General features: G+C 60.1%; 12 protein-coding genes. 11 read left to right on the plus strand and 1 reads right to left on the minus strand.

Annotation, left to right across the window (positions count from 1 at the left end; genetic code table 11):
* Window positions 1–23: 23 nt before the first annotated feature.
* The 10 genes from urtB to ureC all read left to right on the plus strand — a co-directional run bounded on the left by urtB (window position 24) and on the right by ureC (window position 8884).
* On the plus strand, window positions 24–1526 hold the full coding sequence (gene urtB / locus PMI01S_RS08570; RefSeq protein WP_084319240.1) for an urea ABC transporter permease subunit UrtB: 1503 nt from the start codon (window positions 24–26) through the stop codon (window positions 1524–1526).
* On the plus strand, window positions 1526–2605 hold the full coding sequence (urtC, locus tag PMI01S_RS08575; protein ID WP_084319242.1) for an urea ABC transporter permease subunit UrtC: 1080 nt from the start codon (window positions 1526–1528) through the stop codon (window positions 2603–2605). Before urtB ends, urtC begins: the two co-directional genes overlap by 1 nt.
* On the plus strand, window positions 2602–3471 hold the full coding sequence (gene urtD, locus PMI01S_RS08580; protein ID WP_084319244.1) for an urea ABC transporter ATP-binding protein UrtD: 870 nt from the start codon (window positions 2602–2604) through the stop codon (window positions 3469–3471). The genes urtC and urtD overlap by 4 nt, the downstream gene beginning before the upstream one ends.
* Window positions 3472–3604: 133 nt before the next feature.
* Complete coding sequence (urtE, locus tag PMI01S_RS08585; protein WP_007950600.1) at window positions 3605–4303, plus strand: urea ABC transporter ATP-binding subunit UrtE; 699 nt, start codon at window positions 3605–3607, stop codon at window positions 4301–4303.
* 30 nt (window positions 4304–4333) lie between these two features.
* Window positions 4334–5173, plus strand: a complete 840-nt coding sequence (locus tag PMI01S_RS08590; RefSeq protein WP_084319246.1) for an urease accessory protein UreD — start codon at window positions 4334–4336, stop codon at window positions 5171–5173.
* A 153-nt stretch (window positions 5174–5326) separates the two neighbouring features.
* Complete coding sequence (gene ureA / locus PMI01S_RS08595) at window positions 5327–5629, plus strand: urease subunit gamma (protein ID WP_007907366.1); 303 nt, start codon at window positions 5327–5329, stop codon at window positions 5627–5629.
* 9 nt (window positions 5630–5638) lie between these two features.
* Window positions 5639–6172 carry a GNAT family N-acetyltransferase gene (locus PMI01S_RS08600; RefSeq protein ID WP_084319248.1) on the plus strand — a complete coding sequence of 178 codons (534 nt, stop codon included), beginning with the start codon at window positions 5639–5641 and terminating at the stop codon, window positions 6170–6172.
* Between the two features lie 6 nt (window positions 6173–6178).
* On the plus strand, window positions 6179–6712 hold the full coding sequence (locus tag PMI01S_RS08605) for a GNAT family N-acetyltransferase (protein ID WP_084319250.1): 534 nt from the start codon (window positions 6179–6181) through the stop codon (window positions 6710–6712).
* The gene (locus PMI01S_RS08610) at window positions 6712–7017 is read left to right on the plus strand and encodes an urease subunit beta (protein WP_084319252.1); all 306 of its coding nucleotides are present in this window, start codon (window positions 6712–6714) and stop codon (window positions 7015–7017) included. Before PMI01S_RS08605 ends, PMI01S_RS08610 begins: the two co-directional genes overlap by 1 nt.
* A gap of 166 nt (window positions 7018–7183) precedes the next feature.
* Window positions 7184–8884 (plus strand): urease subunit alpha, encoded by a 1701-nt coding sequence (gene ureC, locus PMI01S_RS08615; RefSeq protein WP_084319254.1) that lies wholly within the window; start codon window positions 7184–7186, stop codon window positions 8882–8884.
* Window positions 8885–8957: 73 nt separating this feature from the next.
* Here ureC and PMI01S_RS08620 read toward each other — a convergent pair whose 3' ends face one another.
* Window positions 8958–13865, minus strand: coding sequence for a dermonecrotic toxin domain-containing protein (locus tag PMI01S_RS08620; RefSeq protein WP_235864386.1), 4908 nt, complete (start codon window positions 13863–13865; stop codon window positions 8958–8960).
* Between the two features lie 241 nt (window positions 13866–14106).
* Between PMI01S_RS08620 and PMI01S_RS08625 the strand changes: the two genes are divergently transcribed.
* Entirely contained in the window at window positions 14107–15228 is a 1122-nt protein-coding gene (locus tag PMI01S_RS08625) for a sensor histidine kinase (protein WP_084319256.1), read from the plus strand.
* The last annotated feature ends 24 nt before the right edge of the window (window positions 15229–15252 follow it).

Raw genomic sequence — 15252 nt, forward strand, 5'->3', positions numbered from 1 at the left:
CGCGCATGACCAGGACATTTAACATGCCCACCGCCCTTTACCGAGTCATCCTCGCCATCGCATTTTTATTGCCGATGGCCGCGCATTCTGGCGACGCCGAAGACTTCGTCGCCGCCAATCCCGTGCAGCAAGCCAAACTTCTGGAAGCCTGGGCCGCGCAGCCCGATCCGGCCCGTATCGAACTGATCAACGCCCTGCAACAAGGCGAGTTGATCGTCGACGGCCAACCCAAAACCCTGCGCCTGAATAATCGCCTGCGGGGTCTGATCGACACCGCACTGGCCAGCCACCAGTTGCTCGCCGCCGACGCCAAAACCCGTCTGGCTGCCGCGCAGCAATTGCAGAAAAGCGCCAAACCGGCGCAGCTGAAATTCCTCGACCGGCAACTGGCGGGCGAACAGGACGAAAGCGTTCATGCAGCGCTGAGCCTGGCCCTGGCCAATCTGCAACTGGTAGACACCGACCCGGCCGTGCGCCTCGCCGCGGTGCGTCTGCTCGGTGAAACCGGCGACCCACTGGCCCGCACCCGCCTCGAAAGCCTGTTGCAACCAGGTGTCGAAGCGGACGCCACCGTGCGCACCGCCGCCGAAACCAGCCTGGCGCAAGTCAAACGCAAACTGTTGATCGGCGAAATGCTCGGCCAGGCCTTCAGCGGCATGTCCCTCGGTTCGATCCTGCTGCTCGCGGCGCTCGGCCTGGCGATCACGTTCGGCCTGCTCGGCGTGATCAACATGGCCCACGGCGAGATGCTGATGCTCGGCGCCTACTCGACGTACGTGGTGCAACTGATGTTCCAGCGCTTCGCCCCGCAGGCCATCGAGTTCTATCCGCTGATCGCGTTGCCGGTGGCGTTTTTCGTCACCGCCGCGATCGGCATGGCCCTGGAACGCACAGTGATTCGCCACCTCTACGGCCGTCCGCTGGAAACCCTGCTCGCGACGTGGGGCATCAGCCTGATGCTGATTCAGCTTGTCCGATTGGTGTTCGGCGCGCAGAACGTTGAAGTGGCCAACCCCGCGTGGTTGTCTGGCGGGATCCAAGTGTTGCCAAACCTGGTGCTGCCGTACAACCGCATCGTGATCATCGCCTTCGCTCTGTTTGTGGTGGTGCTGACCTGGCTGCTGCTGAACAAGACACGCCTGGGCCTGAACGTGCGCGCCGTCACTCAGAATCGCAACATGGCCGCCTGCTGCGGCGTGCCGACCGGGCGTGTCGACATGCTTGCCTTCGGTCTCGGCTCGGGCATTGCCGGCCTTGGTGGCGTGGCCCTCAGCCAGATCGGCAACGTCGGCCCCGACCTCGGCCAGAGCTACATCATCGACTCGTTCCTGGTGGTGGTGCTCGGCGGTGTCGGCCAGTTGGCCGGCAGCGTGCTCGCCGCGTTCGGGCTGGGCATCGCCAACAAGATTCTCGAACCGCAGATCGGCGCCGTACTCGGCAAGATCCTGATCCTCGCGCTGATCATTCTGTTCATCCAGAAACGTCCGCAAGGCCTCTTCGCACTGAAAGGACGGGTGATCGACTGATGAACCAGCCCCTGATGCTCACAGCTACGCAAAAGGCCGGCCCCAAAGTCACGATCGCCGTCGGTGCGGTGATCCTTGTTCTGTTGCTGGCGTTGCCGTTGCTGTCACTGTTGTCGCCAGACAGTGCGTTGCACGTGTCGGCCTACACGTTGACGCTGGTGGGCAAGATTCTTTGTTACGCCATCGTCGCCCTGGCGCTGGATCTGGTCTGGGGTTACGCCGGCCTGCTGTCGCTTGGTCACGGATTGTTCTTCGCCCTGGGCGGCTACGCCATGGGCATGTACCTGATGCGCCAGGCCTCGGGAGATGGTTTGCCAGCATTCATGACGTTCCTGTCGTGGACCGAATTGCCGTGGTACTGGACCGGCACCAGCAGTTTCCTCTGGTCGATGTGTCTGGTGGTATTGGCGCCAGGTTTGCTGGCGCTGGTGTTCGGGTTCTTTGCCTTCCGCTCGCGGATCAAAGGCGTGTATTTCTCGATCATGACCCAGGCCCTGACGTTCGCTGGAATGCTGTTGTTCTTCCGCAACGAAACCGGGTTCGGTGGCAACAACGGCTTCACCAATTTCCGCACCATTCTCGGCTTTGGCATCACCGAACCGGGCACCCGCGCGGTGCTGTTTTTCGCCACGGTGGTGTTGCTGGTGGCGAGCCTGTTCATCGGCTGGCGACTGGCGCAAAGCAAATTCGGCCGGGTGCTGACCGCCCTGCGCGATGCGGAAAACCGCCTGATGTTCTGCGGTTACGACCCTCGCGGTTTCAAGCTGTTTGTCTGGGTGTTGAGCGCGGTGTTGTGCGGTCTGGCCGGCGCGCTCTATGTGCCGCAGGTCGGCATCATCAACCCGAGTGAAATGTCGCCGACCAACTCCATCGAGGCCGCGGTGTGGGTTGCGCTCGGCGGACGCGGAACGCTGATCGGGCCGCTGCTGGGCGCCGGCGTGGTCAACGGCATGAAGAGCTGGTTCACCGTGGCGTTCCCGGAATACTGGCTGTTCTTCCTTGGCGCGCTGTTCATCGTCGTGACCTTGTACCTGCCCAAAGGTGTGATCGGCCTGCTGAAAAAAAGGGGTGAATCATGAGAGTGACTGCGACGGCTGAATTCATGCTCGAACCGGCGTTTTATCCACCGAATCCGAACAAGGACGCCGGCAGCAGCCGCGACGCCATCGGCCTCGGCCAACGCGTCGGCCCCGGCCTGGATACCCGCCACGGCACCATCCTGACCCTGGAAGACATCAGCGTCAGCTTCGATGGCTTCAAGGCGCTGAACGCGCTGAACCTGTACATCGGCGTCGGCGAATTGCGCTGCATCATTGGCCCCAACGGCGCGGGCAAGACCACGTTGATGGACGTGATCACCGGCAAGACCCGGCCCAGTCACGGCAAGGCCTGGTTCGGCGAAACCCTCGATCTGACGCAGATGAGCGAAGTGCAGATTGCCCAGGCCGGCATCGGCCGCAAGTTCCAGAAGCCGACGGTGTTCGAAGCGCTGAGCGTGTTCGAGAACCTGGAGCTGGCGCAGAAAACCGACAAGTCGGTGTGGGCCAGCCTGCGGGCTCGCTTGAGTGGCGAACAGAAGGATCGCATCAGCGAAGTGCTGGAGACCATCCGTCTGACCACCTCGGTCAATCGCCCGGCCGGCTTGTTGTCCCACGGTCAGAAGCAGTTTCTGGAGATCGGCATGTTGCTGGTGCAAGACCCGCAATTGCTGCTGCTCGACGAGCCGGTGGCGGGCATGACCGACGCCGAAACCGAGTTCACCGCCGAGCTGTTCAAAAGCCTGGCGGGCAAGCATTCGTTGATGGTGGTAGAGCACGACATGGGGTTTGTGGGCTCCATCGCCGACCATGTCACGGTGCTGCACCAGGGCAGCGTGCTGGCCGAAGGATCGCTGGAGCAGGTGCAGGAAAACGAGCGGGTGATCGAGGTGTATCTCGGTCGGTAGGATTGCGAACACAGCCCCCCCCTGTGGGAGCCGGCTTGCTGGCGATAGCGGTGGGTCAGCGATATTTATGCTGGCTGATAGACCGCCATCGCCAGCAAGCCGGCTCCTACAGGGGACTGAGAGGAATTTGAGAATGCTGCAAGTCGACAAGCTGCACCAGTACTACGGCGGTAGCCACATCCTGCGGGGCCTGTCGTTTGACGTGAAGGTCGGTGAAGTCACCTGCCTGCTCGGGCGCAACGGCGTGGGCAAGACCACCCTGCTCAAATGCCTGATGGGTTTGCTGCCGGCCAAAGAAGGCGCGGTGAACTGGGAAGGCAAACCGATCACCACGTTCAAGCCACACCAGCGGGTACACGCCGGAATCGCTTACGTGCCTCAGGGCCGGGAGATCTTCGGCCGGTTGACCGTGGAAGAAAACCTGCTGATGGGCCTGTCGCGGTTTCCTGGCAGCGAAGCGAAGGAAGTTCCGGCCTTCATCTACGAGCTGTTCCCGGTGCTGCTGCAAATGAAGCAACGGCGTGGCGGTGACTTGTCCGGCGGCCAACAGCAGCAGTTGGCGATTGGCCGGGCATTGGCCAGCCGACCACGGCTGCTGATCCTCGACGAACCCACCGAAGGCATCCAGCCGTCGGTGATCAAGGAAATCGGCGCGGTGATCAAGAAGCTCGCGGCACGGGGCGACATGGCGATTCTGCTGGTGGAGCAGTTCTACGATTTCGCCGCCGAACTGGCCGATCAATACCTGGTGATGTCACGCGGTGAGATCGTGCAGCAGGGTCGCGGAGAAAATATGGAAGCCGAGGGTGTACGCGGTCTGGTTACGATCTAATCTGCAGCGTCCTGACGAAAACTGAAAACCATGAATTTACCTGCCCACACCACGCTGTTCACGCCTAGCTGGCATGCCGAGCTGGAGCTGGGCTATGCCCGATTCGGCGACAGCACGCGCCCGGTTCTGCGCCGGCACAAAGGTCCGTTGCGGGTACAAAAGCATCTGTATGCCGAAGGGCCCGAAGTGTGCCAGCACATCATCGTGCATCCGCCCGGCGGGATTGCCGGCGGCGACCGGCTCGATATCAGCGCCAGCGTCGGCCGCGGGGCGTGGGCGCAAATCACCAGCCCCGGCGCGGCCAAGTGGTACCGCGCGGCCGGGCCGGCTTATCAGAAACTTGATCTGAAAGTAGCCAGTGGCGCGACACTGGAGTGGCTGCCGCAAGAAACGATTATCTTCAGCGCCGCCCAGGCCGAGCTCAGTACGTCCATTGATCTTGAAGGCGATGCGCGGTTGTTCTACTGGGACGTCGTCGCACTGGGCCGCCCGGCCAGTGGCGAGCGTTTTGACCTCGGGCATTTTCAGGCGCAGCTGGATATCCGTCGCAACGGCCAGTTGCTCTGGCACGAACGCCAGCGCATTGTCGGGGACGACGGTTTGCTCGATTCGCCGATTGGCCTGGATGGGCAGCCGGTGTTTGCGACGTTGCTGGTAACGGGGGAGATTGATAGTGAGTTGCTGGAGAAATGCCGCTCGCTGCCCCACGATGTGCGCGGGGATTTGACGCAGTTGCCGGGGTTGATCATTGCCCGATGTCTGGCCAGTGAAGCGCTGTTGGCGCGCGCCTGGATGATCGACTTGTGGAGATTGCTCCGGCCTGCGTTGCTTGGCCGAGAAGCAGCCCCCCCCAGAATATGGAGCACCTGAACACCACAACCTGTAGGAGCCGGCTTGCTGGCGATAGCGTCGGCACATTCGACAGATCAGGCGCCTGACAGACCGCTATCGCCAGCAAGCCGGCTCCTACAAGTACGTGTTTACAGTTCCGAATTTTTTTACTGCCCGGATGGATTGCAAACGATGGACCTGACCCCACGCGAAAAAGACAAGCTGCTGATTTTCACCGCCGGCCTCGTCGCCGAACGGCGATTGGCGCGCGGCGTGAAACTCAATTACCCGGAAGCGATGGCCTACATCTCCGCGGCGCTGCTCGAGGGCGCCCGTGACGGCCAGACCGTGGCCGAGCTGATGCATTTCGGCACCACCCTGCTCAGCCGCGAACAAGTGATGGAAGGCATCCCGGAGATGATCCCGGAGATCCAGGTCGAGGCCACCTTCCCCGATGGCACCAAACTGGTCACCGTCCACCAACCCATCGCCTGAGGCCGCGCCATGACTTATCACATCCGCGATGCGGTGCACGCCGACCTGCCGGCGATACGCGACATCTACAACGACGCCGTGCTCAACACCACGGCGATCTGGAACGAACAGGCCGTCGACCTCGGCAACCGTCAAGCCTGGTTCAGCGCCCGACAAGCCCAGAACTATCCGATCCTGGTGATCGTCGACGGCGATAACAGCGTACTCGGCTACGCTTCATTTGGTGACTGGCGACCGTTCGATGGTTTTCGCCACACCGTCGAGCACTCGGTCTATGTGCGCAGCGATCAGCGCGGCAATGGCCTCGGCCCGCAATTGATGGACGTGCTGATCGAACGCGCCAAAGGCTGCGACAAGCATGTGATGGTCGCTGCCATCGAAAGCGGCAATGCCGCTTCCATCCGCCTGCATGAACGCGTCGGTTTCGTGACCACCGGGCAAATGCCTCAGGTGGGCACCAAGTTCGGCCGCTGGCTGGACCTGACCTTCATGCAACTGACCCTCAACCCTGGCGCCGAACCGCCGCCCGCCAGCAAGGAGTAACGCCCGATGAACGCCGCTCAACTGCGACGCGTCAATGTTGAAAGCTTCGCGCACTATCGCCAGGGTTTGATTGATCTGCTGCTCGACGCCGTGGGCTATGGCGCCAGTGTCGGCTTCATGGCCGATCTGGATGCCACTCAAGCCCGCGCCTATTTCGATGAAGTCCAGGACAACCTGAACAAGGGCAACGTGCTGCTGTGGGTGGTGGTCAAGGACGAACAGGTGCAGGCCAGCGTGCAACTGACCCTGTGTCAGAAAGCCAACGGGCTGAACCGTGCCGAAGTGCAGAAACTGCTGGTGCGTGAACACGCGCGCCGTCGGGGATTGGGCCAACAGTTGATGAGCGCTTTGGAACAGGCAGCGCTCCAGCACAAGCGCGGCATGCTCTACCTCGACACCGAAGCCGGCTCCCCCGCCGAGGACTTCTACAAGGCACTGGGTTACACCCGCGCCGGCGAAATCCCCGACTACGCCTGCGACCCGAGCGGCCGCTACAAGCCGACCGCCCTCTATTACAAGATTCTCCAGAGAGCCCATTGATGATTCCAGGTGAATTCCAGATCCAGCCCGGCGACATTGAGCTAAACGTCGGCCGTCGCACCGTCAGCCTGAAAGTGGCCAACAGCGGCGACCGGCCGATCCAGGTCGGCTCGCACTACCACTTTTTCGAAACCAACGACGCCCTCACTTTCGACCGCGCCGCCAGCCGCGGCATGCGCCTGAACATCCCCGCCGGCACCGCCGTGCGTTTCGAACCGGGGCAGAGCCGAGAGGTCGAGTTGGTTGACCTGGCCGGGCATCGCCGGGTGTTCGGGTTTGCCGGGCGGATCATGGGTGACCTTTAAGTCATTCAGCGCCAGTACCGGCCCCATCGCCAGCAAGCCGGCTCCTGCAGGATCGAACTCCAACGCGGAAAAACCGGTGAAATGCGCCCCCTGCAGGAGCCGGCTTGCTGGCGATTAGCGAGCAACGCGAGCGGTCTCAAAATCAATTGAATCCCAAGGCATGCCCATGAAAATCTCAAGACAAGCCTACGCCGACATGTTCGGCCCCACCGTCGGTGACAAGGTCCGCCTGGCCGACACCGAGCTGTGGATCGAGGTCGAAAAAGACTTCACCACCTATGGCGAAGAAGTGAAATTCGGCGGCGGCAAAGTCATCCGCGACGGCCAGGGCCAGAGCCAGCTATTGGCCGCCGAAGTCGTCGATACCGTGATCACCAACGCGCTGATCATCGATCACTGGGGCATCGTCAAAGCCGACGTCGGCCTCAAGGACGGGCGCATCGCCGGCATCGGCAAGGCGGGCAATCCGGATGTGCAGCCCAACGTCACCATCGCCATCGGCGCCAGCACTGAAGTCATCGCCGGCGAAGGCATGATCCTCACCGCCGGCGGCATCGACACGCACATCCACTTCATCTGCCCGCAGCAGATCGAAGAAGCCCTGATGAGCGGTGTCACCACGATGATCGGCGGCGGCACCGGCCCGGCCACCGGGACCAACGCCACCACGTGCACCTCCGGCCCATGGCACCTGGCGCGGATGCTTCAAGCGGCAGACGCCTTCCCGATGAACATCGGCCTGACGGGCAAGGGCAACGCCAGCCTGCCGGAGCCGTTGATCGAACAGGTCAAGGCCGGTGCCATCGGTCTCAAGTTGCACGAAGACTGGGGCACCACACCCGCGAGTATCGACAACTGCCTCAGCGTCGCCGATCAGTACGACGTGCAGGTGGCGATCCACACCGACACCCTCAACGAGTCGGGCTTCGTCGAAACCACCCTCGCCGCTTTCAAGGGTCGCACCATCCACACCTATCACACCGAAGGCGCGGGCGGCGGCCACGCCCCGGACATCATCAAGGCCTGCGGGTTTGCCAACGTGCTGCCGAGCTCGACCAATCCGACCCGGCCGTTCACCCGCAACACGATCGACGAACACCTCGACATGCTGATGGTCTGCCACCACCTGGACCCGAGCATTGCCGAAGACGTGGCCTTCGCCGAAAGCCGCATTCGTCGTGAAACCATCGCCGCCGAAGACATCCTCCACGACCTCGGCGCGTTCTCGATGATCAGCTCCGACAGCCAGGCCATGGGCCGCGTCGGTGAAGTCATCACGCGCACCTGGCAGACCGCCGACAAGATGAAAAAGCAACGCGGCCCACTGCCGGGAGATGGCGAAAACAACGACAATTTCCGCGCCAAACGCTACATCGCCAAGTACACGATCAACCCGGCGATCACCCACGGCATCAGTCATGAAGTGGGTTCGATCGAAGTTGGAAAGTGGGCGGATCTGGTGCTCTGGCGCCCGGCGTTCTTCGGGGTCAAACCAACGCTGATCCTCAAGGGCGGCGCCATTGCCGCCAGCCTGATGGGCGATGCCAATGCCTCGATTCCGACACCGCAGCCGGTGCATTACCGTCCGATGTTCGCCAGCTACGGCGGCTCGCTGCATGCCACCAGTCTGACGTTTATCAGCCAGGCTGCGCAGGAGGCCGGTCTGCCTGAAGCCCTGGGTTTGAAGAAGAAAATCGCGGTGGTCAAAGGGTGCCGCGAGGTGCAGAAAACCGATCTGATCCACAACGACTACCTGCCGGACATTGATGTCGATCCGCAGAGCTATCAGGTCAAGGCCGACGGTGTATTGCTGTGGTGCGAGCCGGCGGACGTGCTGCCGATGGCCCAGCGTTATTTTCTGTTTTGAGATTCGCCAAGGCATAAAAAACCGGCACGAAGGGCATCATTCTTCGTGCCGGGATGGCTGTTTGTCTATGTACTCAGTTGCCAGGTTCGACCGTAGAGGGAATCTCCACCCTTTGCAGCTTCGCCCGATCCATCGCCTGTTGGGTCAGGGTTTTGAGCAATGTCTTCATTTCGTTATAGATCAAGTCCAGCTCGGCGGAATAGGCCTCGTGAGTCATGATCTGTCCTGGGGCAATCTCGCTTTCCGGTTTACCCAGCTCTGCGGCGAGTACCCTCAGCTCCTCTTTCAGGCCGGCCTTTGCCTCAAGCGAAAGATCCTGTTCGGTCGCGCGCTTATCAAGCGCCATGAAAAACTCCGTCGTCGCATCGATTCGACGCCTGAACACCTTGAACGCACCACGATTCGAGCCCTGGATGTAAGACGTCCAGAACGGCTGTTCACTGATCGAATCACGCAGCAAATCGCCGGCCTCCAGATCCAGTACCCGCCGATAGGCATCTTCGATCATCTCAGACGTGACGCCCGTGTGCGTGCGGAACTGCAGGTCACGGGATTGCCAGGGCAGATCCAGTCGCTCGGCCAGGTCCGTCATATAGCCCAGATGTACCTGGACCTCATCGATGGTCCCCGTAACATCGCCATTGGCATCGATCACCATGTAATCCTCACCGTCCGCCAGTCGATCGGCGACCACTTTGTGGGCAATCCGGCTCAACTCATCCAGACGGGATTTGCCTCTGGCAAGCTGCACCAGTTCAGCCTCCACCAGGCCTGGACTCCCCAGCGCATAGGCTTCGTGGATCAGCACTTCCACACCCATTGAATTGAACAACTGGGCCCCGGCATCCACACAGTTGGTAGCCTCGTCCCTGCCCATGACAAAAAGGTTGCGCCGCAACTCACTGTCCTTGGACATCGCTTCCAGCATTCGCCAGACCTTGCTCGTCATGTCCACTCTGAATGCGTTGTCGTTCTGGAAATGGCTGGACTCAGTGAGCTTCCTGATCTTATTGAAAAAAGGCACCGAACCGAATTCGTCCTCGACACTGTTCCATATCGCCTGTTTGGCGACCCAATCCCGTCGCGTCAGGCCTGCCTCCCAATCAAGGCTGTCGCGCACACCACGAGGCGGATACGGACGATCGGGGTCCAGGCCGACGGACCTGATGTAGTTTCTGAGCGTGTTCAGAGTATCGGCCGACATCCACTGCCGTTCCCGACTCACTACCGTCCGAGCCAACAGTTCCGCCTCGACAGAGCCGGGCGTCACCCGAGGGATGCCCCTCAGTTCATTGCGTTGAAGATTCAAGTAAAAATGCCGGAATCGGGATTGAGAAAACAATCCGTCCGGCCAAGTATCAATGCCGGTCTCACCCAACATCACCGTATGCAGCATGCGCATACCGCCGATATCCGGCACTCGACCCAGCGGGTTTCCCTGCAAATCGAGATGTTGAAGTCGGGTAAGCCATCTCAAGTACGTAGCCCCCTGCAGATCCAGCACAATCCGGTTATCGCCGAGGTACAACTCCGTCAGCCCTACCATTCGACCCACCGAAGGAGGAAATTGCGTGAGCCGGTTGCGGGTGAGATTCAGCGAACGCAGGCGCGGAAAATGATCAAGAAAGGTGATGTGTGCGTCGGTCATCTCAGTGCCCAGCAAGTTCAGGCTGGTCACGTGCTGAAAATCGGCTTCCAGAGAGGGCATGGTTCCCAAGTGCCGCCCCATGGGTATATTTCTGAGGTCAAGCACTGTCCCCAGATTCTCGATAGATTCCACATCCCTGGGCCCGGCTTGCTGCCAGCACTGCCGAATGGCCTTGTACAACTTGTTTCTGGACTGCCATTCGGCAACGCCGGCAGGGCTGAACCTGTACGCTTCGGTCGGCGAATTCAGCCAGCGCTGGAAGTTGGTATTGAGGCGGTTGAATTCCGCTTCCAGCGCACTGGCCCGCAGCTCCGGGTCAGCCTCGTGGCCGCCACCGTCCAGATAAGCCTGGGCTTGCTCTTCCGTCCAGCCCGGCCGCACGCTCCTGACGCGTTCCTGCAACGTCAGGCGACCGGTGAGCCGTCGAATGCCTTGAGGAAGAGGCATTCCACCGAACAGCTTCATCGTCTCGGGATCATAGGCAGGCTTGCGCAGGGGGCTGTCTGCCAGCATCGGACGCAGCTGGTCACGCGCCAACGGTGCATTTTGAATGGTGTGTTTGAGAGTCGCGCCTTGATTGATTTGAAAACCCAGTGCCTTGCGTTCAGCGTCAGGCAGGGCATGCAATACCGAAGAAAACAGGTCATCGGCGCCGTGCAGATGGTTGTCCTCGGCATCCCGCGCTTCATAACCGTTCTCCGTGCTGACCAGGACTTTGCGCACATCCGCTTCTTCTGGGCCAATGCTGTCGCGCACACGGCCAGTGAAAGAATGCTCGCGAATCTCGATGCGCACCTCCTGCGGCCAGTTCGGCAAGCTTTCCAGGCTATGCAATGCCAGCCTTTCCGTATCCAGCGCCTGCAGTGAATCAAGGAACAACCCTTCATAGGCACGCGACAGACGCACCTCCAGCGAGGCGGCGCGCGCCTGTTGCCTGAGGTGCAAGCCAATACGCTTTTGCTCGACCAGCACTCGCAAGTCAGCCGGATCAGCGGCGCTCAGTAACTCCTCTGCCATGTTGGCGGGCAATTGTGCAAAGGCGTCCTGAAGCGTCCTGGCGTCGGCAACGTTCGACTGGGCGTTCTCAGGCAGTTTCCCCGTTTCCGCCCACACCTTGAACCGGTTGATGGTGTCGACCAGCAACGCGGGCGGCGCTTCGTTTTCGACATGCAGCCGACGCAACACATCTTCTTCGATACCACTGGCGATACGGATGCGTTCAAGCATTGCATCATCGAACGCTTCTGACTTCGTCCCCAGCCCACGCATGAGCTCGGCCGAGGTCCACTCGACAGGGCGGTCGAGTTCGGTGTGCCAGGTTCCGGCGCCATCGTGGTCAAGCTTTGGCTGGTAAGCTGTTGGCCGGTCCGGATGCTGCATCCTTGGCTCGCCGGTCAGTGAATCGTCCTGCACCGAGAAGTATTTGCCGTCGCGCGGCAGCAGTTCCTTATCGCCGTGCACGTGAAGGCCTCGCTCGTTGGGCGTCGAGTCGGCACTCAAACTGACTTGATGCTCGTACGGGCTCAAGTCCGGGTTCCAGAGGCGGGTCTTGCCGTCAGCGAGTACGACCGGTTTCAACTGATCGACAAATGCCGAAGGCTTGATCGCGGTCGCTGCGCCCGTCGGCAACACATGCCCTGCTCCCATGATTGCCAGCTGGGCAGCATTGATCAGGACGCCGGTCAACAATGCCGCCGCTTCGTCCTTGTCGCCCTTGCTCCAGTCTTCGATGCCCTCCATGGTTTCAAGCAGCATTTGCCCGACCATGACGCCCAGCATGGCCTCCCCCAGGCCCGGCACCAGCATCGCGCCGAAGTTGAATACGTTCCAGCCGATGCTCACGTAGCTGCTCAATCGCGCCCAACGGGCGTTGGCATCTTCATCGCCTGTGGGAACGGCAATGTGCCGCGAATCCGCGATGGCCTTATCGCACCGCCATCGGCCGAGCGCCGGCCAGAGCAAACCGTCAATCACGTTGGTGACCGGCTCGGCATCGGGGTTCTCCACCGCAGTCTCTCGCCACCACGGCCCCATGCTCAACGGTTCGCGCTGTTGCCAGGTGAAGGTGCTAAAGCGCTCTTGGACGCGAGCGAAAAACCGTCCTTTGTCTTTTTGCGGCACGAAGCGGCTGAAAAACTGTTGATAGTCCGAAGAGCGCAGTTGGCTCGTCAGCTCCTTCATGAAATCGGTGAAGGATTTATATTCCTTGAGAGGGTGTTCGGGATCGTCGGGCACATAAGCGATCAAGGCACCGTCGAGCCGACTTTGATTATCGATATCTTCGCGGCGCAGCATCTCATCGACGGCACCGCTGGGACCGTTGGCAAAAAAGGCTTTGAGAAACTTGAACTGGTCAAATTCCTGCCCGGGCAAAATGACCAGTTTGCGTGCCCAATCCATCATTACTCGTTGATGTGCCGGCTCCAGGGCGTCGTAAATCTTTTTGATTTTCGTCGGATCTGCCACGGCACTGAACAACACGATACCCGACAGTTTCACGCCCATAAGGGACAGTCGATGAGACTGTAACGGGCGCTTGCCCATCGTGATGTTTGTCTGGCTGTCTCGCAGTTGCTGCAACTTGCCGTACGCATAAGAAGTGATATCGCCCTTCAAATAGGCAATCAGCGCCGACTCATTGAACGCAGCTTTTTCGGTCCCGATGAAGTGTTGCTCGAGTGAGGCCTTTGCATCTGCCGCCGCAGGGGCCAGCAACCCTGTGAGGTGTCGCTGATATTGCGCACCGAGATCCAGATCCCGGCAAAGGCTCGCAAAACGCTCGATGGTCAGCGGATGGCGCTTCGGGGCTCCTTCGGTGTCAGTGATGAAAATGCCGGAGCCATCCCGAAAGGCGCCGGCGCGGGTTTCAGAGTCCTCGAAGTTATGGAGCGCGGCTTCCAGCAGAGATGACTGCCTGAGCCGGCTGGCATTGTTATCGATGCCAAACCCCAGGAGGGCTGGAATATAAAGCCGTACCGACGTCGCATGAACATCCAGTTCCAGATTCAGCTTTTCTTTCAGCGCCTGAACCAGCAAGGGTTCAGCGAACCGGGAGATGTCCTTTTGTAAATCGCCCAGAGTTCGATCCAGGTGGTCTTGCAATCGCCAGCGCTCACTCATGAGTTCGTTGAGGTATTGACGATCGATAGCGCTCGCCTTGATGTACCACTCGGGGAATTCGGGCTTCAGACCCGGCGTTGACACACGCTTTGATATGGACGGATTTTTTATGGATGGAGGAACTTTGGTTGCAAAGTAATTCAAATAAACATTAGTACTTGCAGTTACCTCTTGAGCAACATCGGAAACAGGTCCTTCTGACAATTCATTCATTGCGCATGTATCCCTATGCGTTTGAGAAGAACGTCTAGCTTATTCACTACCTGAAAAAACAAAAGGTTAAATAACTGTTGGAAAACAGCGATAAAACAATCAACTCCTCCAAACTTGCGAATCTAAAAAACAATTAAATACCGCCCGCAACATTCGCAAGCCTGATCCGGCTTGTCAGGGGTGGTTTTTACCCGTCTGCAAAGGAGCTAAGATGCCAAGACTTTCCAGCCAGGTAACAGCCATGCGCTTATCCGAATTCATCAGGCAACACGTGGACCGTATCGTCGATGAATGGGAACAGTTCGCCAGAACGATCACCCCGGCCGCCGAGCACATGGACCGAGTGGCGTTACGCGACCATGCCACGGAGATTCTGTTGGCGGCAGCGCGGGACATGACCACCGCGCAAACCGCCAGCGAACAACAGGCCAAGGCCAAGGGCGAAGGCCCGGAGAAAACCCCGAGCCTGGACGAGGCCGGTGCCAGCCATGGCGAATTGAGGCACACCGTGGGCTTTGACCTGGTGCAGATGACCAGCGAATTTCGCCATTTGCGCGCCTGTGTGATTCGGTTGTGGGTCGATAGCCTGAAGTCGCCGGACCTGGCTTATTTTCAGGACATGATTCGTTTCAACGAGGCGATTGACGAAGCCCTCGCCGAGTCCACCGCGGCTTATGCCGAACAGGTCAGCCACTCAAGGGATCTGTTTCTGGCGATCCTCGGGCATGACCTGCGCGCGCCTTTGCAGGCCGTGACCATGTCCACCGAACTGCTGCTGCGCAAAACAACGCTTGAAGGCGATGCGCTGGCCTGCGCGAACAACATCAAGCGTGGCGCGCGGCACATGGCGGTGATGGTCAGTGATTTGCTGGAGCTGGTGCGCAGTCGCCTGGGCAAGAACCTGCCGATCGAACCGGCACCGATGGACCTGGCCGATGCGGTGCACAGGGCGATAGCCGAAGCCTGTGCCGGCAACCCGGAGTGCGATCCAACCCTGAAAATAGAGGGTGATACGCGAGGTGTCTGGGATGGCGGACGCTTGAGTCAGTTGCTGCAAAACCTGATCGGCAACGCGTTGCAGCATGGCTCGAACAAACAGGATGTCACGGTCACCCTGAGCGGCGAACCCGATGCCGTTCGCCTCTCGGTGCATAACTACGGCATACCGATTCCAGAGGATGCGATTGGCACGATTTTCGATCCCCTGGTGCGCAGCGCCGACGAAGAACTCGGCGCCCCCTCCACCAGCCTTGGCCTGGGATTGTTTATCGTCAAGGAAGTGGTGAATGCACACGGTGGAACGATTGAAGTCAGCTCGAATGAAGCTGACGGGACGTTGTTTACGGTGGTGTTGCCCAGATAGACCGCCGTGCACGGTGATGAACTG

Source organism: Pseudomonas migulae NBRC 103157, assembly GCF_002091715.1.
GTDB classification, from domain to species: domain Bacteria; phylum Pseudomonadota; class Gammaproteobacteria; order Pseudomonadales; family Pseudomonadaceae; genus Aquipseudomonas; species Aquipseudomonas migulae_A.